The 25,942-nt window shown below is 72.4% G+C and carries 23 protein-coding genes; 15 read left to right on the top strand and 8 right to left on the bottom strand.

Translation table 11 applies throughout. The features are described 5' to 3' along the window. Window positions 1-7 precede the first annotated feature (7 nt). Window positions 8-1,279 (bottom strand): cytochrome P450, encoded by a 1,272-nt coding sequence (locus IF78_RS0135495; RefSeq protein ID WP_031486892.1) that lies wholly within the window; start codon window positions 1,277-1,279, stop codon window positions 8-10. Window positions 1,280-1,470: 191 nt separating this feature from the next. On the opposite strand from IF78_RS0135495, the gene IF78_RS0135490 reads away from it, so the two are divergent. From IF78_RS0135490 to IF78_RS0135475, 4 genes are all read left to right on the top strand, one after another. After that, on the top strand, window positions 1,471-2,385 hold the full coding sequence (locus tag IF78_RS0135490; protein WP_031486891.1) for an ABC transporter substrate-binding protein: 915 nt from the start codon (window positions 1,471-1,473) through the stop codon (window positions 2,383-2,385). Window positions 2,386-2,392: 7 nt separating this feature from the next. Then, complete coding sequence (locus IF78_RS0135485) at window positions 2,393-3,172, top strand: ABC transporter permease (RefSeq protein WP_031486890.1); 780 nt, start codon at window positions 2,393-2,395, stop codon at window positions 3,170-3,172. A 320-nt stretch (window positions 3,173-3,492) separates the two neighbouring features. Next, window positions 3,493-4,326 carry an ABC transporter permease gene (locus tag IF78_RS0135480; RefSeq protein WP_107050079.1) on the top strand — a complete coding sequence of 278 codons (834 nt, stop codon included), beginning with the start codon at window positions 3,493-3,495 and terminating at the stop codon, window positions 4,324-4,326. Window positions 4,327-4,392: 66 nt separating this feature from the next. Beyond that, window positions 4,393-5,142 (top strand): ABC transporter ATP-binding protein, encoded by a 750-nt coding sequence (locus IF78_RS0135475; protein ID WP_031486888.1) that lies wholly within the window; start codon window positions 4,393-4,395, stop codon window positions 5,140-5,142. 60 nt (window positions 5,143-5,202) lie between these two features. On the opposite strand, the gene IF78_RS0135470 is transcribed toward IF78_RS0135475, so the two are convergent. Then, a complete protein-coding gene (locus IF78_RS0135470) occupies window positions 5,203-6,486 on the bottom strand; it encodes an endonuclease/exonuclease/phosphatase family protein (protein ID WP_199921452.1) in 1,284 nt (427 codons plus the stop codon). Window positions 6,487-6,664: 178 nt separating this feature from the next. Between IF78_RS0135470 and cyc2 the strand changes: the two genes are divergently transcribed. After that, window positions 6,665-8,824 carry a germacradienol/geosmin synthase Cyc2 gene (cyc2, locus tag IF78_RS0135465; RefSeq protein ID WP_031486886.1) on the top strand — a complete coding sequence of 720 codons (2,160 nt, stop codon included), beginning with the start codon at window positions 6,665-6,667 and terminating at the stop codon, window positions 8,822-8,824. Here the strand turns inward: cyc2 and IF78_RS0135460 are convergent. Then, on the bottom strand, window positions 8,817-10,343 hold the full coding sequence (locus IF78_RS0135460; protein ID WP_031486885.1) for a hypothetical protein: 1,527 nt from the start codon (window positions 10,341-10,343) through the stop codon (window positions 8,817-8,819). The genes cyc2 and IF78_RS0135460 overlap by 8 nt on opposite strands. On the opposite strand from IF78_RS0135460, the gene IF78_RS50705 reads away from it, so the two are divergent. Further along, window positions 10,342-10,785 (top strand): multicopper oxidase domain-containing protein, encoded by a 444-nt coding sequence (locus IF78_RS50705; RefSeq protein WP_324617298.1) that lies wholly within the window; start codon window positions 10,342-10,344, stop codon window positions 10,783-10,785. The genes IF78_RS0135460 and IF78_RS50705 overlap by 2 nt on opposite strands. A 37-nt stretch (window positions 10,786-10,822) precedes the next feature. Here IF78_RS50705 and IF78_RS0135450 read toward each other — a convergent pair whose 3' ends face one another. Further along, window positions 10,823-11,557: a CTP synthase C-terminal region-related (seleno)protein gene (locus tag IF78_RS0135450; protein WP_031486883.1), complete on the bottom strand. Its 735-nt coding sequence runs from the start codon at window positions 11,555-11,557 to the stop codon at window positions 10,823-10,825. A 94-nt stretch (window positions 11,558-11,651) separates the two neighbouring features. On the opposite strand from IF78_RS0135450, the gene IF78_RS0135445 reads away from it, so the two are divergent. The 5 genes from IF78_RS0135445 to IF78_RS0135425 all read left to right on the top strand — a co-directional run bounded on the left by IF78_RS0135445 (window position 11,652) and on the right by IF78_RS0135425 (window position 16,231). Then, window positions 11,652-12,518 carry a LysR family transcriptional regulator gene (locus IF78_RS0135445; RefSeq protein ID WP_037642007.1) on the top strand — a complete coding sequence of 289 codons (867 nt, stop codon included), beginning with the start codon at window positions 11,652-11,654 and terminating at the stop codon, window positions 12,516-12,518. Window positions 12,519-12,679: 161 nt separating this feature from the next. Next, a complete protein-coding gene (locus IF78_RS0135440) occupies window positions 12,680-13,279 on the top strand; it encodes a PDZ domain-containing protein (protein ID WP_078662703.1) in 600 nt (199 codons plus the stop codon). A 71-nt stretch (window positions 13,280-13,350) separates the two neighbouring features. Then, a complete protein-coding gene (locus IF78_RS0135435; RefSeq protein WP_031486880.1) occupies window positions 13,351-13,971 on the top strand; it encodes a LysE family translocator in 621 nt (206 codons plus the stop codon). A 120-nt stretch (window positions 13,972-14,091) separates the two neighbouring features. Next, the gene (locus IF78_RS0135430; RefSeq protein ID WP_031486879.1) at window positions 14,092-15,219 is read left to right on the top strand and encodes an aminopeptidase P family protein; all 1,128 of its coding nucleotides are present in this window, start codon (window positions 14,092-14,094) and stop codon (window positions 15,217-15,219) included. A gap of 61 nt (window positions 15,220-15,280) precedes the next feature. Then, window positions 15,281-16,231 (top strand): aminoglycoside phosphotransferase family protein, encoded by a 951-nt coding sequence (locus tag IF78_RS0135425; protein ID WP_031486878.1) that lies wholly within the window; start codon window positions 15,281-15,283, stop codon window positions 16,229-16,231. A gap of 55 nt (window positions 16,232-16,286) precedes the next feature. Here IF78_RS0135425 and treZ read toward each other — a convergent pair whose 3' ends face one another. Further along, a complete protein-coding gene (gene treZ / locus IF78_RS0135420) occupies window positions 16,287-18,032 on the bottom strand; it encodes a malto-oligosyltrehalose trehalohydrolase (RefSeq protein ID WP_031486877.1) in 1,746 nt (581 codons plus the stop codon). 186 nt (window positions 18,033-18,218) lie between these two features. Here treZ and IF78_RS0135415 point away from each other — a divergent pair, with 186 nt between their 5' ends. The 3 genes from IF78_RS0135415 to IF78_RS0135405 all read left to right on the top strand — a co-directional run bounded on the left by IF78_RS0135415 (window position 18,219) and on the right by IF78_RS0135405 (window position 20,793). Further along, window positions 18,219-18,770, top strand: a complete 552-nt coding sequence (locus tag IF78_RS0135415) for an FHA domain-containing protein (RefSeq protein ID WP_031486876.1) — start codon at window positions 18,219-18,221, stop codon at window positions 18,768-18,770. Window positions 18,771-18,907: 137 nt separating this feature from the next. Then, window positions 18,908-20,278 (top strand): M14 family zinc carboxypeptidase, encoded by a 1,371-nt coding sequence (locus IF78_RS0135410; RefSeq protein ID WP_031486875.1) that lies wholly within the window; start codon window positions 18,908-18,910, stop codon window positions 20,276-20,278. Beyond that, complete coding sequence (locus IF78_RS0135405; RefSeq protein ID WP_031486874.1) at window positions 20,275-20,793, top strand: SSI family serine proteinase inhibitor; 519 nt, start codon at window positions 20,275-20,277, stop codon at window positions 20,791-20,793. The genes IF78_RS0135410 and IF78_RS0135405 overlap by 4 nt, the downstream gene beginning before the upstream one ends. Window positions 20,794-20,948: 155 nt before the next feature. Here IF78_RS0135405 and IF78_RS0135400 read toward each other — a convergent pair whose 3' ends face one another. The 3 genes from IF78_RS0135400 to treY all read right to left on the bottom strand — a co-directional run bounded on the left by IF78_RS0135400 (window position 20,949) and on the right by treY (window position 24,965). Further along, the gene (locus IF78_RS0135400; protein ID WP_031486873.1) at window positions 20,949-22,199 is read right to left on the bottom strand and encodes a M14 family zinc carboxypeptidase; all 1,251 of its coding nucleotides are present in this window, start codon (window positions 22,197-22,199) and stop codon (window positions 20,949-20,951) included. A 182-nt stretch (window positions 22,200-22,381) separates the two neighbouring features. Next, a complete protein-coding gene (locus IF78_RS48655; RefSeq protein WP_158751582.1) occupies window positions 22,382-22,546 on the bottom strand; it encodes a hypothetical protein in 165 nt (54 codons plus the stop codon). A gap of 46 nt (window positions 22,547-22,592) precedes the next feature. Continuing rightward, the gene (gene treY / locus IF78_RS0135390; protein WP_031486872.1) at window positions 22,593-24,965 is read right to left on the bottom strand and encodes a malto-oligosyltrehalose synthase; all 2,373 of its coding nucleotides are present in this window, start codon (window positions 24,963-24,965) and stop codon (window positions 22,593-22,595) included. Window positions 24,966-25,046: 81 nt separating this feature from the next. Here treY and IF78_RS0135385 point away from each other — a divergent pair. Next, on the top strand, window positions 25,047-25,942 hold an 896-nt coding region (locus tag IF78_RS0135385), incomplete at its 3' end, for an MFS transporter (RefSeq protein ID WP_483316151.1).

The raw sequence follows: 25,942 nt of genomic DNA, 5'->3' as shown, positions 1-25,942 counted from the left end.
TCCGAACTCAAGTGATCTGCGCGGGCAGCGACTTGAGTCCGTTGATGAAGTTCGACACCAACCGCTTCGAGGGTCCAGCCGTCCGTAGCAGGGGCAGTGCCCGCAGCGTCTCCCGGTAGAGCACCCGCAGCTGAAGTCTCGCGAAGTGCGCGCCCAGGCAGACATGAGGGCCGTCGCCGAAGGAGACGTGCGGGTTCGGGGTGCGGGACAGGTCCAGCCGGTCCGCGTCGGCGAAGACGCGTTCGTCGCGGTTCGCGGAGGCGTGGAAGACGACCACCTTCTCGCCCGCTCGGATGCGACGGCCGGCCAGCTCGGTGTCCTGCGCGGCGGTGCGGCGGAAGGTGAGGACGGGTGGGTGCCAGCGGAGCAACTCGTCGACCGCTGCGGGGAGTTGGACCTGTCCGTCGCGGCCCAGGCGCTCATATGCCTCCGGGTGCTCGGCGAGGGTGAGCAGGCCGCCGGGCGCCGCGCTGCGGACGGTGTCGTTGCCCGCGACGGTGAGCAGGAAGAAGAACATCTCCAGTTCGGCCCGGGAGAGTTCGGCATCGTGGGCGAGCGTGGTCATGACGTCGTCGTCGGGATACCGCCGCTTGTGCGCCGCCAGTTGCTGGGCATACCCGAACATGTCCCGCAGCATCGCGGGCGACCGGGGGTTGACCGGCTTGCCCGCCGAGTCCCGTACCTGTGGACCGGCCTCGTCCGGATCCTGGTAACCGATCACGCGCTGCGTCCAGTGCAGCAGCAGTCTGCGGTCGGCCTCCGGCACGCCGAGCAGGTCGGCGAGGTTGAGCAGGGCGTAGTCGTCGGTGACGGCGGTGACCAGGTCGACGGTGCCGTCCGAGGCGCGGGCCTCGTCCAGGGCGCGGGCGAGGAGCGTCCGGGCGCGGTGCTCGGCGACCTTGGTGAACCGGTCGATGCGTCCGGGGGTGAAGGCCCGGCTGACCAGCCGTCTCAGGCGCCCGTGGCCCGGCGGATCCTGGTTGAGCATCATGCGGCGGATGAACGGGAGGTCCTCCGGCTCCGGGTCGCGGATCTGGGTCGCGCCGATGTACGAGGAGTACGTCGCCGAGTCCTTGAGCACCCGCACCACGTCCGCGTGCCGGGTCACCGCCCAGAACCCCGGCCCGGCGGGCCAGCCCAGCACCTCCGGCTCGTCCTGCCGGGCCACGGGGTGGTGGTCGCGCAGGACGCGATAGGCGTCGTACGGGACGCCGGTGGCGTACTGGCGGGGGTCGAAGACGTCCGGGACGGGGGGCGCGTGGTGGACAAAGGAGGTCATGTGACCAAGGTGGCGTATATCGGTGAAGACCGACAGATGGCCGCAGTCCGGCTTGGTGTGCCGGCTGTCGCTGTTCACCATTCACCTGCCCCGTGTGGTGATCATGTCAAATTCTTGGTAGTCATGTCGACATGCCGTTACGTCAATTGCGCTCGGGAACGCGGACAGCGGCGGCTGCCGCGGCCACTTTCATGCTGGTGGCCGTCACGGCCTGCGGCGACGGCGGGGACTCCTCGTCCGGGGCCGAGGGGCGGGAGACCGTCACCGTGGCCGCCCTCCCGCTGATCGACTGCGCCGCCCTCTACATCGCCCGGGACCGTGGCCTGTTCGAGAAGGAGGGCCTCGACGTCCGCATCCAGCAGGTCCAGCAGAGCCTCCAGGCGCTGCCGGCCCTGGCCAAGGGGCAGATCGACATGGTCGCGAGCGCGAACTACGTGACCTATCTGCAGGCCTATGAGAAGGGCACCCTCGACATCCGGATCGTCGCCGAGGCGATCAGGGCCGCGCCGCGCATGATGGAGGTCCTCGTCCCCGACGACTCGGACATCAAGACCGTCGCCGACCTGGAGGGCAAGAAGCTCGCCGTCAACACCCTCAACAACGTCCAGTCGCTCACCTTCGACGAGATCCTCGCGAAACAGGGCGTCGGCCGTCCCGTCTACCGGGCGATTCCCTTCCCGCAGATGGGCGCCGCCCTGGACAAGGGGCAGGTTGACGCCGTGCACGCGGTCGAGCCCTACGACAGCTCCATCCAGGACGAGTTGAACGCCAGGGTCCTCGTCGACGGCTCGTCCGCGCCCGTGGAGGCCATTCCCCTCAGCGGATACATCAGCACCGGCGAGTACGTCGACGGGAACACCAATACGCTGGCCGCGTTCCAGCGGGCCATCAAGGCGGCCGTGCGGATCGCCGAGGAGGACCCGTCCGTCGTGCGCGACACCCTGCCCACGTACACCAAGGTGACCGAGAAGCAGGCCGAGTCGATCGATCTGCCCGTCTTCCCGCCCACGATGGACGCCGCGCAGCTCAAGCGGCTGGCCGATCTCATGGAGAAGCAGGGGATGCTGAAGAAGCCGGTCGATCCGGCGACGCTGATGGTCAAGTGACGTTGACGTGAAGGACCGTCAGGAGCGCTTGCTGCTCGGCGCCTTCGGCGCCCTGCTGGCGTTCGGTGCCTGCGAGGCCGTCTCGCGTGCGGGGGTGGTGCGGCGCAGCTATCTGCCGCCCGCGTCCGAAGTCCTCGCCCGTGCCGTGGAGTTGGCGGGCGACGCCGTGTTCCTGGACGGCATCGCCGTGACCTTGCGCGCCTGGGCGCTCGGTCTCGCCCTGGCGTGCGCCATCGCCGTCCCGGTCGGCCTGGTGCTCGGGAGCGTGCCGGTCGTCGACGCCGCGGTGCGGGCGATCGTGGAGTTCCTGCGGCCGCTGCCGTCCGTCGCGCTGATCCCGCTGGTCTCCCTGCTCCTCGGGTCGGGGACCGAGACCAAGGTCGCGCTGGTGACGTACGCGTCCATCTGGCCGATCCTCTTCAACACCGTCTACGGCCTCGGCGAGACCGACCCCCTCGCCAAGGACACCCTCCGCGCCTTCGGCTTCGGCCGCCTCTCCGTCCTCCTCCGCGTCGAACTGCCGGGCACGGCCCCCTTCATCGCCGCCGGCATCCGCATCTCGGCCGCCGTCGCCCTCATCCTGGCCGTCGCCACGGAAATCCTCTCCGGCTTCGGCGAGGGACTCGGCATCTTCATCGCCCAGGCGGGGCTGGCGACGGACGGGACACGGGATGTGCTGGCCGGGGTTGTCTGGGCGGGTGTTCTGGGGCTGGTCATCAACGGGGTGCTGGTGTGGGGGGAGCGGCGGTTGTTTCCCTGGACGCCGGGGCGGCGGGGTGTGGGGTGACGGGGTGGGCTCGTGGTGTTCGGTGGAGGGTGGGCCGTGGGGCGTGGGCGCGTGGCGTTCGGTGCGGGGTGGACGGGGTGGCGAAAGTGCGTTTCGTTCGGTGCACTGCCAGGTTCCGCACCGAGGCGTACCGCTCCCATCCTCAGCTCCCCGCGGCGCGCGGTGAGGAGTCCTGAATGAAGCGGCCCCGCGGCGCCGCATCCGGATCCGCCGGCTCTGACGGACTGGCCGGATCCGCTGGACCGGCCGAACACGTTGGTCTTTCCGAGCGCTCCGGGTCCTCCGAGCCCTCCGGTTCTCCCGGCCGAACGTCGGAAGCCGTGCGCCCCTCCTTCGTCCCGTCGCTTCTACGCCGCCCCCTCGCCTCCGCCTCCGTACGCCACGCCCTCCTGCGCTGGACCGTCCTCGCGCTTGCCGTGGCCGTCTGGCAGTTGGCCGCCCGGGCGCACGGGAGCGTCTACTTCCCGCCGCCCGCCGAGATCGCACGGCATGTGCGCGACCTGTGGTTCTCGGGCCCGGTCCGGCATGTCTTCCTCACCGAGGCCGCCGTCGCCGACGTGCTGCCCAGCCTCGGCCGGATGGCCGCCGGGTTCGCGCTCGCCGCCGTCGCCGGGATCGCACTTGGCGTCGCGGTCGGCCGCTCACGGCGTGCGTACGCCCTCTGCAACCCTGTTCTGCAGTTCGCCCGTGCCGTACCGCCGCCCGCCCTGGTCCCCCTCTTCGTCGTGATCTTCGACTTCGGTACGCCGATGCAGATCGCGTCGATCGTCTTCAGCGCCGTCTGGCCGGTGCTGATCAACACCGCGGAAGGCGCCCGCGACACCGACCCGCTCCGCCTCGAGGTCGCCGCCGTCCTCCACCTCACCCCGGCCGAACGGCTCCGCTTCCTCATCCTGCCCTCCGCACTGCCCCGCATCTTCGCCGGCCTCCGCCTCAGCCTCTCGCTCTCCCTCATCCTCATGGTGTTCTCGGAGCTGCTGCCCGGCACCGCGAACGGCATAGGCTTCACGCTCACCGACGCCCAGTCCCGCTCCGACCTGCTCACCGTCTGGGCGGCACTGGTCCTCCTCGGCGCCCTCGGCTACCTCCTCAACACCGGTCTGCTGACCGTCGAGAAACGGCTCGTCGGCCGAGGGAGGACCACGACCGTATGACCCGTACGCCCCCCACCATCTCCGCCATCTCCGTCATGCCCCCACCACCTCCGCCCAGGGACAGCCATGCTCCGCCTAGACACGGTCGGCCAGCACTACGGCGACCATCAGGTACTGCACGACCTCACCCTCACCGTGCCGGACGGCCAACTCCTGTGCGTCGTGGGCCCGTCCGGCTGCGGCAAGTCCACGCTGCTGCGCACCGTCGCGGGCCTGCTGCCGGCGTACGACGGCACGATCACGCTGGACGGCACCCCCGTACGTGGCGTCCCCGACAACCTCGCCGTGGTCTTCCAGGACTACGCCCGCTCCCTCTACCCCTGGCTCACGGTCCGCGAGAACGTGGCGCTGCCGCTGCGCCGCAGGGGCCTGCCGAGAGCGGAGCGCCGGGCCGAGGCCGACCGCATCCTGGCCCGCGTCGGTCTCACCGACACCGCCCGCCGCCACCCCTGGCAGCTCTCGGGCGGTATGCAGCAACGTGTGGCGATCGCCCGCGCCCTGGTGTGCCGGCCCTCCCTCCTCCTCATGGACGAACCCTTCGGCTCCCTCGACGCCCAGACCCGCGAGGACCTGGAGGACCTGCTCCTAGAGGTCCACCGCACGGACGGCGCGACGATCGTCTTCGTCACCCACGACATCGACGAGAGCGTGTACCTGGGCGACCGGGTCGTCGTCCTCTCCCCGGGGCCAGGCTCCAAGGTCGTCCTGGACCTCCCGGTCGAACTCCCCGGCACCCGGGACCAGATCACGACCCGGGGCCTGGCGGAGTTCGTCGCGTTGAGGTCGGAGGTGGGGCGGGCGGTACGCAACAGATAGCAGCGGTACGCACCAGATAGCACTGGTCGTCTTTTGGCGGGGGCGCCGCTGCCCCACCGCTCAGCCCACGCGCACGTCCTGCCACACCAGCCGGTGATCGGACGTCGGCACCGTCTTCCCGTCCCCCACCAGGCGGTAGAGCGGGTCGTCGGACGTCGGCCAGAAGACGCCGTTCGCGCCCGGTATCAGGCCCTTGGACGGCAGGACGTAGTCGACGCGCAGGTTCCCGGGAGCGGTGTCGCCGAAGTCGGAGGTGTCGTACGCCGGGTTGCCGGTGTGCGAGGCGTTGGCGCCGCCCTGGAGCCTCGCGGCCTCCACGCCGCCCGCGCTGGACGGAGGGGTGGCCGGGAGGTTCACCGCGGGGTGGTCGAGCAGCTGGCGTATGGCGTGGTCGTAGCTGTCGCCGTCGTAGGGATCGGCGTTGTTGTCGCCGGCGATCACGAACCGCGCCCCGGGCCGCAGCCCGCCGCACACGCCCTTGTCGTCGTAGAGGTAGGAGCTGCGCCGGCGCCCGCCGATGTAGTCGGCCCAGAGCCGGATCTCGTCGTGATTGCGCCGTCCGTTGCGGTCCTCGGTGCCGTCGAAGGTGGGCGGCGTCGGGTGCGAGACCAGGAAGTGCACGGTGGAGTCCCCGATGCGCACCGGCACATCCCAGTGGCTCTTCGACGACAGCCGCAGGATCGCCGTGGCCTCGTCGCTGTAGTACCCGGGGGGCATGATGTGGCCGGGCATGTCCTTCCACAGGAAGCGCTGGAAGGTGCGCACCGCGTGCCGGTCGATCGGGTACTTCGACAGGACGACCATGCCGTACTGCCCCGGGAACCAGCCATAGCCGTAGGCGTCCTGCCCGTACGCGTCCGAACCGGGCGTCGTGACCGCGCCGTTCTTGCCGTCGAGGTCCAGGCCGGTGGCGACGCCCGTGTTCACCGGGGCGGTGAAGTGGTACCGGTAGCGGACCGGCTTCGCCCCGTTGTGGCCGACGGACAGGTAGTTGCGCAGGAACAGGCGGACCGCTCTGCCCTGCTCGTCGTAGTCGAACTCGTTGATCAGCAGGACGTCCGGGTCGACCCGCTGGATGGTCTCGGCGGCGTTGCGTGCCTGGGCGTTGTCCGGCGTGGACAGGTCGGTGACCAGGCCGCCCTGGGTGGAGCGGTTCAGGGAGGCGTTGAAGGTGGCGAACCGGACGGACCGGCGGCCGTGCCGCTCGGTCGCCGAGGCCGGGAACGCCGCGGTCGTGGCCAGCGCCGCCCCCGCGAGGGAGGCCAGCGCGGTGCGGCGGGAGAGGGATCGGGTGTGGTGGGCGGGGGATCCGGTGTGGTGGGCGGGGGATCCGGTGTGGTTCATCGCGACTCCGGTGCGGGAGGGACACAGGGGGACACATGAAGCTCGAAAAGTCTGCGCGCGTAGAGATGAACGCCGCAAGGCCCGCCGAGAACTCCCGGATTCACCCGTGATTCACGCGATGGTGTGATCATGTCCCGCGCGGCGGATGCCGGTTGGGGCCCAGGGGTAGGGCCGGGCCATGACGCAGCAGCCCTTCGAACTCCCGCACTTCTACATGCCGTATCCCGCGCGGCTGAACCCCCACGTCGACGAGGCGCGCGCCCATTCGACCGAGTGGGCGCGCGAAATGGGCATGCTGGAGGGGTCCGGGATCTGGGAGCAGGCCGACCTGGACGCGCACGACTACGGCCTGCTCTGCGCCTACACCCACCCCGAGTGCGACGCCGACGCCCTCTCCCTCATCACCGACTGGTACGTGTGGGTCTTCTTCTTCGACGACCACTTCCTGGAGACCTTCAAGCGCACCCAGGACCGCGTCGGCGGCAAGGCCTATCTGGACCGGCTCCCGCTGTTCATGCCGATGGACCCGTCGACCCCGATGCCCGAGCCGCAGAACCCGGTCGAGGCGGGGCTCGCCGACCTGTGGACACGTACGGTGCCCGCGATGTCCGTCGACTGGCGTCGCCGTTTCGCGCTCGCCACCGAGCACCTCCTCAACGAGTCCCTGTGGGAGCTGTCCAACATCAACGAGGGCCGCGTCGCCAACCCCGTCGAGTACATCGAGATGCGCCGCAAGGTGGGCGGCGCTCCCTGGTCGTCGGGGCTGGTGGAGTACGCGACGGCAGAAGTGCCCGCGTCCGTCGCGGAGTCCCGGCCGCTCAGGGTCCTGATGGAGACGTTCTCCGACGCCGTGCACCTGCGCAACGACCTGTTCTCCTACCAGCGCGAGGTCGAGGACGAGGGCGAACTCAGCAACGGTGTCCTGGTGTTGGAGAGGTTCTTCAGCTGCACCACCCAGGAGGCCGCCGACACCGTCAACGACGTTCTCACCTCCCGGCTCCACCAGTTCGAGCACACCGCCCTCACCGAAGTCCCCGCTGTGGCGCTGGAGAACGGCCTCACACCGCAGGAGGTCGCCGCGGTCGCGGCGTACACCCAGGGGCTGCAGGACTGGCAGTCCGGTGGCCATGAGTGGCACATGCGCTCCAGCCGGTACATGAACGCGCGAGCCCAGCCCACCGCGGCCTGGCGGGGCCTGACCGGTCCCGGCACCTCCGCGGCCGACGTCGGCGCACTGCTCGCGGCGGCCGGTGCCGAGCGCCTGCGCGCCTACACACACGTGCCGTTCCAGAAGGTCGGCCCGTCGCGGCTGCCCGACTTCCACATGCCCTTCCAGGTGGAGCTCAGCCCGCATCTGAACGAGGCGCGACCCCGTCTGACGGAATGGATGCACCGGATGGGCATGCTCCAGGAGGGCGTCTGGGACGAGGACAAGCTAGCCGCCTACGACCTCATGCTGTGCTCGGCGGGCCTCGACCCGGACGCCACACCGCAAGCCCTCGAACTCAGCGCCCAGTGGCTCGCCTGGGGCACCTACGGCGACGACTACTACCCCCTGGTCTTCGGCCAGCGCCGCGACCTGGCCGCCGCGCGGCTCACCACCCGACGTCTCTCGGACTGCATGCCCCTCGACGGCGAACCGGTGCTCCTCCCCGTCAACGGCATGGAACGCGGCCTGATCGACCTCTGGGCGCGTACGACCGCGGAGATGACACCTGACGAGCGGCGCACCCTGAAGGACTCGGTGGACGTCATGACCGAGAGCTGGGTGTGGGAACTGTCCAACCAGCTCCAGAACCGCATCCCCGACCCCGTCGACTACCTGGAGATGCGCCGCGCCACCTTCGGCTCCGACCTCACCCTGAGCCTGTGCCGGATGGGCCACGGCCCCGCCGTCCCACCGGAGGTGTACCGCAGCGGACCCGTCCGCTCGCTGGAGAACGCCGCCATCGACTACGCCTGCCTGATCAACGACGTCTTCTCGTACCAGAAGGAGATCGAGTACGAGGGCGAGATCCACAACGCGATCCTCGTCGTGCAGAACTTCTTCGGCATCGACTACCCCACCGCACTGGAGGTCGTCCACGACCTGATGACCCAGCGCATGCAGCAGTTCGAGCATGTGGCCGCCCACGAACTGCCCGTCGTCTACGAGGACTTCGGGCTCTCGGGCGAGGCTCGGGAGATCATGGGAAACTACGTCACCGACCTCCAGAACTGGTTGGCGGGCATCCTGCACTGGCACCGGACCGTCGACCGCTACAAGGCCGAATACCTGGCCCGCCGCGCCCACGGCTTCCTGCCGGACCGCCCGCCGGCGGTGCCCGTCCTCAGCTGACCTCCCGCACCCGCGCCACTGCCCCCTCGGCGAGTTCCCGTACGGTCTTCGCGGCGTTCTCCGGGAGCTCGCCGAGTATCGCGTCGGCGGCCGTGAGGAGTGTGCGGGCCTCCTCCGGTTGACCCGCGTCGGCCAGGGCGCGGGTCAGCCTGTAGTGCTCTTTGGCCATGAAGCGCCCGAGGCTCCCGCACCGCCAGTTACGCAGGGAGTCGTCCTCGGAGGCCGCGAGGGTTTCGCGCAGGGATGCCAAGGTCCGTACCGCCTCCGGCAGTTGGCCGACCGCACGCTCCAGGCGGGCCTGGTCGAGGCGGGCCACCACCCGGTCCCATGCCCCCTCCCGCAACGCGGCGTACAGGCGCTGGGCGCGCAGTGCCTGTATGCGGTCGCCGAGCCCTTCGAAGTCGTGCGCCAGCGCACGCAGCGGGGCAGTGGTCAACCTCTGCGGCGCGTCGGGCCGACGGAGTCTGCTCTGATCCATGACGATCTCGTCGAGACTGCGGATCAGCGCGACCCGGGCGAGCTCGGTCATCCCCTGGTCGCGGGCCAGGTCGGTCCATCTGCCCACCGGTTCGTCCGCGGGATCCGTACCGAACTGCGACCCGTCGAGCTCCTTCGCCCACTCCCGCAACGCGTCCGAGCTCGCCCCGGGTTCGGGCATGCCGCCGAGCCCGCACCAGGTGTCGTAGGTCGTCTCCCGCACCTCGTGCAGCAGCGGCAGGTCCCCGGTGTCTCCGCGCAGCCCCACCAGCACGGCGGCGAGCCGCAGTTCGTCCGTCATCGAGGACTTCGCCTCGTGCCGCAGCAGATGCCGCAACAGCTCCAGATCACCCTCGGCGCGGCTGAACTGCGCGGCTCGCAGGGCGAGTCGACGTCGTACGGGATCGTCTGCCACCGCGTCCCATGCCGCGCGGTCGCCCGCCCGCAGCAGGCCGAGGTCCGCTCGCCCCGCCGCGAGCACCGGCTCCCACAGCGGAGGGTCGGGCGGGCCGATCAGCTCGTAGGCGCACCCCTCGTCGGCGTTGAGCAGCACGAAGTCCGGCTCGGTACGCAGCAGTGCGGCATGCAGCATCCCCACCAGCTCGACCGCGGTACGGTCCGGGAAGCCCAGCGCGGCGCGCAGTTCCGCCCGCTCCTCGTCGATGCCGTGGTACTCGCGCATCTCCTCCTCGGTCTCCGCGACGCACGCGAGGATCCGCTCCTCGCCGGCGTCCGGCGAAAGGCGCGTGTAGTCGTGCCAGCCCGGCAGCCCGATCATGATCTCCAGCGCCTCGTCGACACTGGACCCGATGATCCCGGCGCCGCCCTCCGAGTCGGCGTACAGCATCGAGCCGTCCGCGCACACGAAATACGTACCGCCCGTGTCGTCACCCGCCACTGTCTCCAGTGGGCCGCCCGAAGCCAGTCGGACCTCCTCGACATGGCCGTGAGCCGCTCGGCCCAGGTCGAAGTTGAAGGGAAAGGCCGCCAGCTCGGCCAGGCGGGGTTGCTGTCGGAGCAGACGCAGCGCGTGATCGGTCATGTCACAGAACGTAACAGTCAGCACTGACAACGGACTTCCTCCGGCCTCCGGATCCGTCTCCGAAACTTTTCGTACGGAACGGGATGTTCCCGGAACTTCGGCGGTGCGCGGCGAGTCTTCTGGGGTGAGGGGAACAGACAACGAGAACACACGGGGGTGTTCGACCTTGACCGACATCATCGAGAGGTTCACGGACAGCGACACGGAGCCCGACAGGGAGAAGAGGCCGCTCGACAACGGCGAGCTGCAGGTACCCGGCGACCAGATGCTGCGCCTGATGGGGAAGTTCGACGGCGCCTACGGCCGGTTCATGTGCCACTGCCACCTCCTCGAGCACGAGGACATGGGCATGATGCGGCCCTTCGTCGTCATGCCCGCGGAGGCGCTGAAGTTCGACCACGGTGGCGGGCACGGCGGCCACGGGGAGGGCCACACGGGCTGACGTACGCGCGCGTGACGCGTCCCGTGCGGACCGCACGTCACGCGCGCGTGGTGGCCTTCCCTGCCGCGTGCTCGACCGCGGCTCGCGCCAGCGCCCGGACCATCGGATGCGGGCGCGAGCCGTCGCCGGACAGCTCCGGCTGGAAGAGCGAGGCCAGGAAGAAGGGGTGGCCGGGCAGTTCGGCGATCCGGACGTGGCCGTCCTCGTCGTGCCCGGAGAAGCGCAGTCCGTGCGCGCGGAGGGTGTCGAGGTGTCGGGACGGGCCGTAGGCGCAGAAGTACCGTTCGACGGTCCGCTCCGAGCCGATCACCGACTGGGCGAGCGAGCCGGGCTCGATCCGCACCACCGCCTCATGGCCGACCAGCGAGCAGGCCAGGGGTTCGATGAGGAAGTCGTCGGCGTCGGGGTCGTTCTCGGCGTGGGCGACGCGGGTCAGCCCGCACACGTCGCGGGCGTACTCGAGGAGCGCGTGCTGGAAGCCGCCGCACGTGCCGAGGTACGGGATGCCCTCCTCGCGCGCGGTGCGGATCGCGGCCAGCACACCCGCCTCGCTGCGGTACGGGCTGCCCGGCAGCACCCACACGGCGTCGAAGCCGCGCACTGCGCCGTCGGCCGCCGCGTCCTGCGACGGGATCCAGTAGGCGTCGAGGACGAGCCGGTCGCGTTGGGCGAGGGCGTCCAGCACGAGGGGCACACGCGTGTGCGAGGCGACGTTGGGGGAGCGGTCCCCGACCAGGGCGAGCCTGGCCGTCCGGGCGGCGGTGTTCGTCATGGGCTCATCCTCGGCGCGGCCCCGAGTTCACGTCCAACGATGATTTCTGCACACTCGATAAGCAGAGCTGATGAGGTGCGGGATGCTGTCGCCCATGGACCCGCATCTGCTGCGCACCTACGTCACCGTCGCCCGCCTCGCCTCGTTCTCCGAGGCCGCTCGCGAGCTGGGCTACACCCAGTCGGCGGTGTCCCAGCACATCGCCGCGCTCGAACAGGACCTCGGCGCCCCGCTGCTCAGCCGCCGCCCCGTCGCGCCCACGGCGGCCGGCGAACGGCTCCTGGAGCACGCGGGCCCCCTGTTGCTCCGCCTGGAGGCTGCCCGAGCGGATGTCGTACGGATGGCGGCCGCACCCGCTCACGGGCTGATCCTCGCTGCCTCGTCGACCGCGCTCGGACCACGCATCCTCGCCGCGCTCCCGGCCTCCGGGGTGACCCTGCGCGTCCTGCCCCGCGACGAGATCCCGGCGGCCGTCGCCACCGGTACGGCCGACCTCGGCCTGGTGGACGGCCTGGCCGCCCCCAGCGACCCGCTGCGACTGCCGGACGTGGCACCGCTGACCACGTACGGCGTGGCGGAGGAACCGGTCTGCGTCCTCCTGCCCGACACCCACCCGCTCGCCCGGCGCCCCGGGGTGCGCCTCGGCGACCTGACCGACGCCCGCTGGCTGGACGCCCCCGACGCGGGCCTGCCGCTCGCCCACCTCCGGGCCGCCAACGGAGGCCACGGCTTCCGACCCGCCCTGCGCATCGAGGGCACCGACGTCCGCGCCCTCACCGCCCTGGCCGCGGCAGGTCACGGCCTGACCCTGCTGCCACGCCCGGCGGCCACCGGCGTGCCCGGCACGGTCGCCGTACCCGTCACGGAGCCACGTGTCGTGCACCGGACGGAACTGGTGTACGCGGGGCCGCTCGGGGGAGCCGCGGCTGCGGTCGCGGAGGCGCTGACCGAACGGACGTGAGACACGGGCCCGGCCCTCCGCACCCTTCCCGCCACCCTCCCTGACGTCCCGTTTCCGTCGTGACGCCTATGGCTTCCCGCTGTTGACCACTGGTCAGTCTCACTCGATCGTGGCTCGTTGTGCGCCGGTGCGCAGGGTAGTCACCAGGCGGAGGCGATCCGATGGAACAGACTGCGTTGCGACCCAAGCCCATGCCTGGTCAGGGGCCCGGCGACGGCGCCGGTGCGGGCCCCGGCGCGCGGCGCCCGCACGCCGCGCCCCCTCGACGCGGCCGACGGCTCACGACCCTGCTGCTCGCACTGCTGGCCGGGCTGGTCCTGGTCCTGTCCGGGGTCGGGCTCGGCACGATGGGGGCCACGGTGATCGCCATGAGCCGACTCGCCGAGCTGCGGCACCAGGCGGGGCCGAGCGCCCCCGGAAGCCCGGCCACCTCCCCACGACCCGGTCCCTCGGCCACCGGGTCCCAGGCGCCGGCGCCCTCGCCGACTCCCGCCGCCGTCGCGACCCTCGGCGTGGAGGCCGTGGACGCCGAGAAGCCGGGTGCCCTGATCGTCGGCGTCCACGTGCCCGGCCCCGGATATGCGGCGGGCCTGGTCCGGGGCGACGTCGTCCTCGCGTTCGACAAGACCCGTGTCGACTCGGCCGCCGACCTGGCGAGAGCCGTGGCCGGGGCCCGCCCGGGCCACCAGGCCGTCCTGACAGTGCGCCACCGCAGCGGCGGCTACCAGCAGCTGACGGTGGTCCCGGGCGTCGTCACCTGACCGCCCCGCACACCTGGGCGGGTACGCGAAAACCACTCGCCACGTCCCGCCGACAGGGCCACGATGACCCCATGCCGACCACCCTCATCGCCTTCCTGGGGGCCTGTACCCTCGTCGCCGCCTCGCCCGGGCCCAGCACCGTGCTCATCATCAAGCAGTCCCTGCAGAGCAGGCGCTCCGGGTTCCTGACCGTCCTCGGCAACGAGACCGGCGTCTTCGTCTGGGGCGTCGTCGCCGCGTTCGGCCTGACCGCGCTGCTGACGGCCTCCGAGGTGGCGTACGACGTGATGCGGATCGTCGGCGCGGTGGTGCTCGTCGGCTTCGGCGTCCAGGCGCTGCGCGCGGCGCGCCGGGCCAAGGGGGCGGAAGACATCGCGTGGCAGGGCGCCCCGAAGAGCGGCTGGGCCTCCTACCGCGGCGGGCTGCTGCTCAATCTCGCCAACCCCAAGGCGGCCGTCTTCGCCATGTCCTTCCTGCCGCAGTTCGTGCCGGAGGGCGCCCCGCACCTGCCGACCATGGTCGGCCTCGCCGCGCTGTGGGCCGTCTACGAGGTCGGCTACTACGGCCTGTACGTGTGGTTCGTCGGCCGGATGAAGGCCGTGCTGTCCCGCGCGGGCATGCGCCGGCGCCTGGAACAGGTCTCCGGCGGCGTGCTGCTGCTCCTCGGCGCCCGTATGGCACTGGACGGCTGACGCCATGCCCGGTCCGCCTCCCGGCGAGTCGTCCGAAAGCCCCGCCGACCGGCTCGCGCCGCCCCCTCCGTACGGGCAGGATGCTGCCCGTAGTCCTTTCACGCGCCCAGGGAGGCCCGGATGACCGGCACCGCACCCGCGCCCTTCACCGCCGACGACTACAAAGCCCGTATGGCACGTGCCGCGCGGACCGCCGCGGACGCCGGGCTGGCCGGGCTCCTGGTGGCACCAGGCCCCGACCTGGCCTGGCTCACCGGCTACACGCCCCCCGCCGAGACCGAGCGGCTCACCCTGCTGGTCCTCACCCCCGGCCGGGACCCCGTCCTCGTCGTCCCCGCCCTGGAGGCCCCCGACGCCGCGAAGGCGGTCGGCGCGCCCGGCCTGACCCTGCGCGACTGGACCGACGGCCAGGACCCCTACGCCGCCACCGCCGCCCTCCTGGACACGGGCGGCCGGTTCGGCATCAGCGACAACGCCTGGGCGATGCACCTGCTGGCGCTCCAGAGGACACTCCCCGGCACCTCGTACGCCTCCCTCACCGACGCCCTGCCGATGCTGCGGGCCGTCAAGGACGCGGCAGAGCTGGAGCTGTTGGCGGCCGCGGGAGCGGCCGCAGACGCAACGTTCGAGGAGATCCGGAAGGTTCCCTTCGGCGGCCGACGCGAGTCCGAGGTCGCCGCCGACCTCGCCCACCTGCTGCGGCGCTTCGGCCACGCCCAGGTCGACTTCGTCATCGTCGCCTCCGGCCCCAACGGCGCCAACCCGCACCACGAGGCCGGCGACCGGGTGATCGAACGCGGCGACATGGTCGTCCTCGACTTCGGCGGTCTGAAGGACGGCTACGGCTCCGACACCTCCCGCACCGTCCACGTCGGCGAACCCACCGAGGAGGAGCGCCGGGTCCACGACCTGGTGCGCGAGGCCCAGGAGGCGGGCTTCGGCGCGGTACGGCCCGGAGCCGCCTGCCAGGACGTCGACCGGGCCGCCCGCGCGGTCATCGAGGACGCCGGGTACGGCGAGCACTTCATCCACCGCACCGGGCACGGCATCGGCGTCACCACGCACGAGCCGCCGTACATGATCGAGGGCGAGGAGCAGCCCCTGGTGCCCGGCATGTGCTTCTCCGTGGAGCCCGGCGTCTACCTGCCGGGCCGCTTCGGAGTGCGCATCGAGGACATCGTGACGGTCACCGAGGACGGCGGCCGGCGCCTCAACGACACCACCCGCGAGATGGTCATAGTGGACTGACCCGGCGACCGATCCCGGAGCAAGGAGCCCCCGTAGACCCCCGAGCGACAACGGCGCGACCATGACCCAGGCACCGACACCCACCGCGGACACCGTCCGCCGACTGGTCCGTTCCCTGCTCAAGGACAGCGTGGCCGACTCGGCCGGCCCCGACGTCCGGCCCGCCTCAGCGGGCGCCGAACCCGCCACCTGGTGGGTCGGCACGCGCCATGTGCTGCGCCTGGCCCCCGGCCGTGAGGCCGCCGTCCGCCAGCGCCGCGAACTGCGCCTGCGCGACCTCGTCCGCCCGCACGTCCCGGTCGCGCTCCCGACGAGCGTCGCGTACGGCGAGTGGGCGCCCGGGCTGACCTACACCCTCGACACCAAGGTGCCCGGCGGGTCGGGTGCGCAGCACGATGTGTCGGCGGTCGGCGAGGCGGACCTGGCCGGCCTGCTCACGGGCCTGCGCGAGGTCCCGGTGCGGCAGGCCGAGACGCTCGGCGTGCCGCGCGCAGCCCCGCGCTCCCTGGAGGCCCTGCGCCGGTCCGCCGAACGCGCCGCCGGGCGCCTCGCCGCCGCCGACGAGTTCGACGCCGCCCGCCTGCGCCAGCTCACCCAGCCCGCCGCCGTGCAACTCGCGGCCCAGCCCGGCACCTCGGTCCTCGTCCACCATGCCCTCACCGGCGACCACCTCGTCGTCAGCTCCGACGGGCGGGTGCGCGGAGTCCTCGGCTGGGCCGACACCGTCGTCGGCGACCCCGCCGAGGACATCGCCGGCCTCGCCCTCGCCGTCGGCTCCCCGGCCGCCGTCCGCGCCGCCACCCTCGCCGGCTACGGCGCCCGCCCCTGCCTGCGCGGCCTCTGGCTCGCCCGCTGCGACTCGGTCGTCCACCTCGCGGAACGCCTCGACGGCAAGGGCGAGACGCCACTGCCCTTGCTGAGGGTTCGGCTTCGCCACGCGTGGGAGGCGATTCTGCTGGAGCGGGTGACGGAGCTCAGGGAGGACGAGGAGGACGGGGCCGAGGAGCTCTGACAGCCCCGAACCCCGCCTGGCAGTCCCCGTCCCTCACCGCGTCCGACAGCCCTCGTCACCTCTGCAGCAGCACCACGCCCGACTCCCCGGGAACCTGCAGCACCCCGTCCGCGCCGGGCGCCTCCACGGGCTCCCACGCGGCCAGTACGTCGGCCTGGCGCGGCCCCAGCGGGATCGCCGCCGGTTCCTTGGCGAGGTTGACGGCCACGCGTACGTCGCCGCGGCGGAAGGCGAGCCATCGCCCCTGCTCGTCGTAGGCCACCTTGGTGTCGGCGAGGTCGGGATCCGTCAGGTCGGGCTGCTCGTGGCGCAGGGCGATGAGACGGCGGTACCAGGCCAGCACGCGCGCGTGGGGTTCACTCTCCGGCTCGGACCAGTCGAGGCAGGAGCGGTCGCGGGTCGCCGGGTCCTGCGGGTCGGGCACGTCCTCCTCCGCCCAGCCGTGCGCCGCGAACTCCCGCCGCCTGCCCCGCCGTACGGCGTCGGCGAGCTCCGGGTCGGTGTGGTCGGTGAAGAACTGCCAGGGGGTGCCCGCCGCCCACTCCTCGCCCATGAACAGCATCGGCGTGAACGGCGCGGTCAGCGTCAGCGTGGCCGCGCAGGCCAGCAGACCGGGGGAGAGGGAGGCCGCGAGCCGGTCGCCCTGGGCGCGGTTGCCGACCTGGTCGTGGGTCTGGACGTAGCCGAGGAGGCGGTGCGCCGCCACACGCGTGCGGTCCAGGGGGCGCCCGTGGCGCCGGCCCCGGAAGCTCGAGTACGTGCCGTCGTGGAAGTAGCCGCCGGTGAGGGTCTTGGCGAGGCCCGCCATGCCGGCGCGGGCGAAGTCGGCGTAGTAGCCCTGGGACTCGCCGGTCAGCGCGGTGTGCAGGGTGTGGTGGAAGTCGTCGTTCCACTGGGCGTGCAGACCGAGACCGCCCGCCTCGCGCGCGGTGATGAGCCGAGGGTCGTTCAGGTCGGACTCCGCGATCAGGTACAGCGGCCGGCCCAGGTCGGCGGAGAGGGCGTCGACGGCCGTCGACAGCTCCTCCAGGAAGTGGCACGCGCGCGTGTCCACCAGCGCGTGCACCGCGTCCAGGCGCAGCCCGTCGATCCGGTAGTCCCGCAGCCAGGCCAGCGAGCTCTCCACGAGATACGCGCGTACCTCGTCCGACCCGGGCGCGTCCAGATTGACGGCGGAACCCCAGGGGGTGTGGTGCGTGTCCGTGAGATAAGGCCCGAAGGCGGGCAGGTAGTTGCCGGACGGGCCGAAGTGGTTGTGCACGACGTCGAGGACCACGCCCAGGCCCAGTTCGTGCGCCCGGTCGACGAAGCGTTTCAGCGCCTCAGGGCCGCCGTACGGCTCGTGCACGGCCCACAGCGAGACCCCCTCGTAGCCCCAGCCGTGCCGCCCGGGGAAGGGATTCAGGGGCATCAACTGGACGTGGGTGACCCCCAGTTCGGCGAGATGCTCAAGCCGCCCGGCGGCCGCGTCCAGCGTGCCCTCGCGCGTGTACGTGCCCACGTGCAGCTCGTACAGCACCGCGCCCGGCAGCGGGCGCCCGGCCCATTCGCCGCGCCACGCGTACCGCTCGTGGTCGACGACCGCGCTCAGCCCGTCCGGGCCGTCCGGCTGCCGCCGGGAGCGGGGGTCGGGCAGCACGGGGCCGTCGTCGAGCGCGAAGCCGTACCGCGTCCCGTCCCGCGCCTCCGCCTCCCCCCACCACCATCCCGCGCGATCGGGATCGCGCTTCAACGCGCGCGTGGCGCCGTCACAATGGAGCGTCACTCGGTCGGCCTGCGGTGCCCACACCTCGAACTGCACGGACGGTTCCCCTTCGTCTGCTCACCGTGATGTAGCCCGTCCATGGTGCTTCAAACGAGATCAATCCGCTTTTGAATCTTCCCTTTTGCGGCGGGGTGTCGTGACCGGCCCCGGTGGGCACGCGCGCGTGGCCGCCGTTTCCGCGTTTTCTGGACACCGGGGGTTCACTGACCGACAATCAGCACCGTGACGTCGTCCTTCGAGTTCAACACGTACCCCGCGCGGCTCTCCGACGCGGAGCGCGACAAGGCGCTGCAGGTGCTCCGTGACGGCGTCGCCATGGGCCGGCTGTCGCACGACACGTTCGTGCGGCGCATGGAACTCGCCCTCGCCGCCCGCCGCGCGGACGAGCTCGCGGTGCTCACCGCCGACCTCCCCGTCGAGAGCCGTGTGTCCCGTCTGGTGTTCGGCACCGTCGAGGCGATCTCCGGCTTCACCGTACGGCTGCGCAGGGCATGGCAGGCCGAGCGGCTGCCCAAGCTGCTGCTGCCCCACCCCGCGTCCGGCCATCCGCTGCGCATAGGCCGCGACCCCGCCAACGGGCTGCGGCTGACCCACGAGACCGTCTCCCGGGTGCACGCCGAACTGAGCCACCAGGGCGGCATATGGGTCCTGCGCGACCTCGGCTCCACCAACGGCACCACGGTCAACGGCCGACGCGTCATCGGCGCCGTCGTGGTCCGTGAGGGCGACCAGGTCGGCTTCGGGCGGATGTCGTTCCGGCTCGCCGCGTACTGAGGCGAACCTCGGTTCTGGCCCTGGCCTCACGGGACGCTTGGCTCAAGTCGCTTTGCGCTCTGCGGTGTTGACGTACTCGTCAACTCGTGACTGACTGTGCGTACACCATGCACACCAGGTGAACCGACGGCACCACATTGTGGAGGTGTGCCCTGCCGCCACTCCTCCGCTACCCGAGCGTCGACGAGCTGGCCGCACGGGCGGCCGCACTCGTCGCCCGCCGTCCCCGCGACGCCCGACTGCGCCGCGCGGGGACGTCCCGCGCGGGCAACCCGCTGTGGCTGCTGTCCGTCGGCCACGGCACCCGCCAGGCTCTCGTCGTGGCCGGCCCGCACGCCAACGAACCGGTGGGCGGCGCGACGGTACTGCGGCTGGCGGAACGGATACTCGCCGACCCTCGCCTGCACGAGGGCGCAGACGCCACCTGGAACCTGCTGCTGTGCCTGGACCCGGACGGCCTGCGCCGCAACGAGGGCTGGCTGCACGGCCCGTACGCCCTCGAAGGCTACTTCCGGCACTTCTTCCGGCCCGGCTTCCTGGAACAGCCCGAATGGCTGCCCGACGGCGCCGACGCCGCCACACTGCCGGAGACCCGCGCCCTGCTCGACCTCCAGGACGAACTGCGGCCCTTCCTGCAGTGCTCCCTGCACGGCGTGGACGTCGGCGGCGGCTTCGTCGAGCTGACCCACGACCTGCCCGGCCTCGCCCAGCGCGTCGCGCACTCCGCGGCCCGCCTCGGCATACCGCGTGAGCTCGGCCCCTACGACACCCTGTACTGGCCGGAACTGGGACCCGCCGTCTATCGGATCCCCAGGCCTCGCCGGGGCGATCTGGCCGCCGCGATCACCGAGGCGGCCGTCGAGTCGACGTGGTTTCATCCGCACCGGTACGGCACGGTCACGGCGGTCGTCGAGGCCCCCATGTGGGGTGTGGCCGCGGTGGAGGACAGCACTCCGCCCGCCGATGAGGAAACGGTCCTGCGCATGGTGAGCCACACCCTGCGCCACGACGCGCGTGTCCTGGAGCGGTTGCTGGAGCGCCTGCGTCCGCACCTTCCCGCCGGACCGGAGACTGCCCGGCTGCTCGCCCCGGTGGACGACTATTTACTGGTCTGCCCCGGGCTCGCCGACACCTGGGACCCCGACCTCCCCGACGTCGGCGGCGCCCGCCCCCTCCCGCCGCTCAGCACCGCCCATCTGGCCGCCCTGCGCATCGCCGGGCGGCGCCTCGCCCTGCGGACGGCCGGTCTGCTGCACCAGCTCGTGACGGCCGCCGGACGCGACCCGGCCGGAGTGCTGCCGGAACTGGTCCGCCTCCTGGACGAGTGGTGCGACGACTACCGCGACGGCTGCGGGGCGCGCTGGATACCGGTCGCGCGCCAGGTGGAGTACCAGGCGCGGGTCGTGCTCGCCACGTTCGAACTCGCCGGCAGGTACGCGCCCGCGTGCTCCCGTTCGGGTGAGTCGGGCTGGAATGCCGGGGCCGCCGTGCCGATGCATCGGGAATGACGCAATCCCTCACGAGGCGCTACCTCACCGGAGACTCCCGCGCGGCGAAGGCCGTACGGGTCGGCCTGTCGGCCGCCACCACCCTCCTCGTCCTCGGCGCGATCCCGGCGCCCGCGGCGGCGCACGACCCCCTCCTGGAGCCGGGGCCGACCCGCTGGCTCTTCCTCACGATCACCCCCGGCGACGGCGGGCGCGGCGACACGCGTGGTGACGGCGGACCATCCGGCACGCGCGGCGAGGGCGGGCACAGCCGCGGCATCCTCCTCTCCTGCGACCCGCCCCAGGGCCACGGACGCGCGGTCGAGGCCTGCGCGGAACTCGAGAAGGTGGACGGCGACGTCAGCCGGCTCCAGCGACTCCAGCCCACGAACACCTTCTGCCCGATGATCTACGCGCCGGTCACCGCCCACGCGCGCGGGACATGGGGCGGACGGTCCGTCGAGTACCGGGAGACCTTCTCCAACTCCTGCGCGCTGACCGCGCGGACGGGCTCGCTGTTCACACTGGACGGCTGACACGGTTTCTCAAGACGAGACGCCCGCTCGGGCCGCCGTATGCCGCTGGCCAGCCGCACGCGCGCGTGGCGCCGTCCTGGCGGGCCGCGGGCGTCCTGGCGGGCCGCGAGGTCCGTCTCACGTCAGCAGGTCCGTCCTACGCCGCCCGGTCCGTCTCACATCGCCCGGTCGCGTGCGTGCAGCGCCGCCGCGACGACCGTGCGGGACTGGTGCTCGACCTGGTGCTCCAAGGGCACCCAGCGGGCTCGGAAGCGTTCGGCGAAGGCATCGCTCCAGGTCGCCACGAGGTGTTCGAGGCGCGGTGCCGCGCGGTCGTCGGTCTCCTGCAGGACCCGCAGCAGCATGGCCGCCGCCCGCAGCGGAAGCCGGCGCCCGAAAGCGTCCACGCTCCCGACGTAAGCCCTGGTGTCGTCGGCGGGCGGCGTGTGCGTCCAGTCGGCGGCCAGCCCCGGCACGAGTTCCAGCGCCCACTTCGAGGCCCGCAACAGGGGCCCGTCGACGCCGTCCAGGCGGGGCAGCGCCTCGGTCAGCACCCGCTCCACCTCCAGCGAGTCCCGCAGCAGCCGGGATCCCAGTCGCCGCATCGCCCCGGCCGGGTCCGGATGCGGGGCCGGGTCGTCCACCAGGTCGCTCGCCCACATCGGCACCTCGACGACCGCGGTCAGTCCGCCGTACCGGTGCACGTGATACCAGGTGCTGTTGCGCGCGTCGTCCGGCATGCTCGGATACGCCGCGCCCGCGCCCGGCGCCGGCATCACATGCACCCCGGGCCCGGCCGCCGGCCAGCCCGCCGCGTCGGAGGCACCGGTCTCCACCGGGATGTGCAGCTCGGCCGCGGACTTCGCGAACGGCTCGGCGAGCCCGGGGACGTCCTTCGTCAACTGCACCCAGCTGCCGCCCAGATCCGTTCCGTGCAGCGTCACCTGGAGGTAGGGGCGCAGTTCGTCGATGACCCGGGTCAGCGCGCGGGTCTCCGGCGGCAGCCGGCCGGGGGGCAGCGCGGCCGGTGCCCACTCCGGCTGCTCAGCGGCCGCGGGCCTGAAGAAGCCGAGGTGGTACTCGAACAGGTTGCGGGGCGCCGGGGTGACGTGCAGGGTCGCCCCGTCGGGGTCCGCGCACAGCAGGAAGTGCCAGGAGATGTCGGCCCGTAGGTCCCGCTCGTGCAGGACACGTTCGGCGACCGCGAGGAGCGTGGAGCTCCCTGTCGGCTCGTTGGCGTGTGCGCCCGCGACCACCAGGACGGCGCGGCGGGCGTGGCCGATGGACAGCAGGTGGAGGGGTCTGCCGCCCCGGGAGGTCCCCACCTGTCTCAGGGAGCACAGGTCGGGTCGGTGAGCGGCCAGCGCCCGGGCGGACAGCACGAGTTCGGCAAGGGTGGGGTAGCGCAGCTCCGGCAGGAGACTCACCCCCGTCACGTCCGCCCTGCTTCGCAATCCGCAGTACCCCACGGTCTCGTTGATGTGTCAAGGAGTTCACGGGGAGGCTCCAGGGGGCGCCCAGTTGCATTTGCCGCCGGCAGCCAGGGGCGGTCGGCGACAGCGGCAGTGCGAGGCCCGTCCGGCCGCTCCACGCCGACGGCCTCCGCGCCTCAGGAGTGACGGTACGAGGCGTACGCCCCGCCGATCACTGCCCGCCGACCGCCAGGAGGGTCGCCGGAACCGGACAGCCGGCCTGCGTCGCCGCCCGTCACCACGCGCCGGCCGTCGGGCACGAGCACCGGGAGCGCGCGCGGGTACGAGCCGGTCGTCGGCATGACGCTCCGGCGCGTGGTGACGTCGTACGCGCCGGGAGAACCGGCACTACGGCCCCTCCGTCCGCTCCTCCGGACCGACCCGCTCCAGCAACGCCACCGGCAGCCGCTCGAACAGCTCCTCCACGCGCGCGTGCCCGGTGAACTCCCGCTCCGGGGCGAACACATCGGCCCATCGGCCCGGCGGCAGCGGCAGCAGCGTGTCGTGCCAGCCGCCCGCCCGGGCCAGTCGCAGCGACAGCCGGGTCACGGCGGTGACCACCTCGCCGGAGCGCACGAAGGCCGCACAGTGGGCGGCCGCCGGGCCCTCGGCGGTCAGGGGCGCGTACGACGCCGAGTCGCCGAACACACCGGGGCGGCGCCTGCGCAACCCCAGCGCTGCCGCGGTGACCGCGCCCTTGTCGCCCGGGTCCTCGTGCGGGAACCGCACGGCCCGCCGGTTGTCCGGGTCCACCAGCGCCCGGTACTCACCCTCGGTGCCCTGGTAGACGTCCGGGACGCCCGGCATGGTCAGCTGGGTCAGGGCCATGCCCAGCACGTTCGCCCGGATGTGCGGGTCCAGGCTGCTCCGGAAGGCGGCCACGCGCTCGCCCGGCGCCCCGCACGGCCCCGCCGCGACGAACGCCGCCACCGCCTCCTCGTACGGCGGCTCCTGCTCGGTCCAGCTCGTGAACAGCCCGGCCTCGCGCACATGCTTCAGCAGGGCCTCCTGAACACGGTCCACGGCCGGCTCGCCCAGCCCGAACACCGTCTGCCAGGCGGCCCACGCCAGTTGCGCGTCCGGCACGCCCTCACCGTCGCGCGTCACCTCCGTCAGGACGTCCGCCCAGCGCTCCGGGCACTCCGTGAGCACGGCCAGCGCGGCCCGTACGTCCGCACTGCGCTTGGTGTCGTGCGTCGACGCCACCGTCCCGGTCAGGGGCCAGTCGCGCTGCACGCGCGCGCAGTACGCGTGGAACTCGTCGGGCGATACCGCCGGGTTCCCCGGATTCCCGCCCACCTCGGTCGCCGACAGCAGCGGCACATAGCGGTAGAACGCCGTGTCCTCCACGGACTTGGCCCGCAGCGCCGACGCCGTCTGCGCGAACCGCGTCCGGAACTCCACGTGCTCCGGCCCGTCACCGGCCCGCCCGAGCACCAGCTCGCGCACGACATCGACCGCACCGGCCTCCTCGGGCACGACGAAGGCGAGCCGCGCCTCCGCGGCGGCCTCCTCGGTGACGACACGGGCCGCGTCACCGGAGGCGTACGGTCGGTAGACCTCCATCCGGACGAGGAGTTCCTGCAGCGCGGTGCGCAGCGCCCAGGGCGCGCGGTCGCGCAGCGCGGGCTGCGTGGACGTCGCGCACACGCGGTTCGCCACCCGCGTCAGCCGGTCGATCTCCGTGGCCAGCTCGTGCGTGAGCACCTTGTACGCCGCCCGCCGCACGGTCGCCTCCCAGTCGCCGCCGCGGTCCGTCTGCGGGGCCGCGAACCTCCGGTACTGGCCCAGGAGTTCCCCGAAGCCCGCCGGGTCGGTGAAGAGACCGTCCACGTGCCGCAGAGCGTCGTAGCCGGTGGTGCCCGCGACGGGCCAGGACGCCGGCAGGTGCTCCCCGTCCGACAGGATCTTCTCCACGACCGTCCAGCGTCCGCGGGTCGCCTCATGCAGGCGCTGGAGATAGCCGTCGGGGTCGGCCAGGCCGTCGGGATGGTCGACGCGCAGGCCGTCGATCACGCCCTCGTGGAGCAGCTGGAGGATCTTGGCGTGTGTGGCCTCGAACACCTCCGGGTCCTCCACCCGCACCCCGATCAGCTCCGAGATGCTGAAGAACCGCCGGTAGTTGAGCTCCGTACGGGCCAGCCGCCACCACACCGGCCGGTACCACTGCGCGTCCAGGAGCTGCGGCAGCGGCAGCTCCTCGGTGCCCTCGCGCAGCGGGAACACGTGGTCGTAGTAGCGCAGGACGTCGCCGTCGACCTCCAGGCGGCCCAGCTCCTCGCCCAGCGGGCCCCCGAGGACCGGCAGCAGAACCTGGCCGCCCTGCGCCTCCCAGTCGATGTCGAACCACCGCGCGTACGGCGACTTGGGGCCCTCGCGCAGCACCCCCCACAGGGCGCGGTTGTGGCGCGGGGCCATGGCCATGTGGTTCGGCACGATGTCCACGACCAGGCCCAGGCCGTGCTCGCGCGCGGTGCGTGCCAGCGCGCGCAGCCCCTCCTCGCCGCCCAATTCCTCGCGCACGCGCGCGTGGTCCACGACGTCATAGCCGTGCCCCGACCCCGGCACCGCCTCCAGGACGGGGGACAGGTGCAGATGCGAGACGCCGAGAGACGCCAGATACGGCACGGCCGCCGCGGCGGCCCCGAACGGGAACGCGGGCTGCAACTGCAGCCGGTAGGTGGCGGTCGGCACCGTCGGGTCAGGTCGCTCAGGTGTCATGGAAAGCTACGTACCCGCCCTGCCGCGCTTCGTGTCATCGTCCCCTCCACGTGGGCCCGCGCGCGTGCCTAGCTTCGAGCGATGCGAACGACGGGGAAGACGGAACAGACCGGTAAGCAGACCGGGGAGACGGGCAGGACAGGGAAGGCGGGCCGGACGGGCAAGGCGAGCAAGATCGGGAGGGTCGGGCGGCGCGGCACTCTGGAGACCTACCGTCAGGTGATCGGCCTGACCGGCCCGTCGCTGCCGGTCATGTCCTTCCTGGCGCGCCTGCCGACCGCCACCGTCCAGTTCGGCAGCGTGCTCCTGGTCGCGCGGACGAGCGGTTCCCTGGCGGCCGCGGGACTGACCGGCGGCGCGCTCGCCGTCGGGCAGGTGGCCTGCGGCCCGCTGGTGGGCCGACTGGCCGACCGGCACGGCCAGCGCACGGTCGTGCTCGCCTTCTCCCTCGCCAACGCCGTCGCGATCGCCGCACTGGTCGCCGGGGCGCTCATGCGGCTCCCGACGGCGGCGCTCGCCGTGCTGGGGACGGCGGCCGGAGCGACGGTGCCCCAGATCGGGCCCATGGCCCGCGCACGGCTCGTCGCTCTCGCCCGCCGTGCCCGTGCTCCGGAGAGCACTGTGAGCGCCGCGCTCTCCTTCGAGAGCACCCTGGACGAGATCTCCTTCGTCCTGGGGCCGGCCCTGGTCGGCCTGGCGGCGGTGACGGCGCATCCGGGATACGCCCTGGAGGGTGCCGCGCTGCTGGTCGCCCTGTGCGGCAGTGGCTTCGGGCTGCATCGGACGGCGGTGGCGACACGGCCCGGGGGCGCCGGCACGTCGGCGGAACGACGGTTCTGGTCCGTGCGGACGGACGCGAGACGACGAAACGGCCTCGCCGCTACGCCGACGGGACGACGAGCCGGTGCCGTCCCGACGTCCCCGACGCGACGACACGGTGCCGTCCCGACGCCCCCGACGCGACGCACCAGCACCGT

This window comes from Streptomyces bicolor, from assembly GCF_000719285.1.
Taxonomy (GTDB): domain Bacteria; phylum Actinomycetota; class Actinomycetes; order Streptomycetales; family Streptomycetaceae; genus Streptomyces; species Streptomyces bicolor.
Note: the sequence above shows the minus strand (reverse complement) of the source record. Positions and strands in the feature narration are given on the sequence as shown.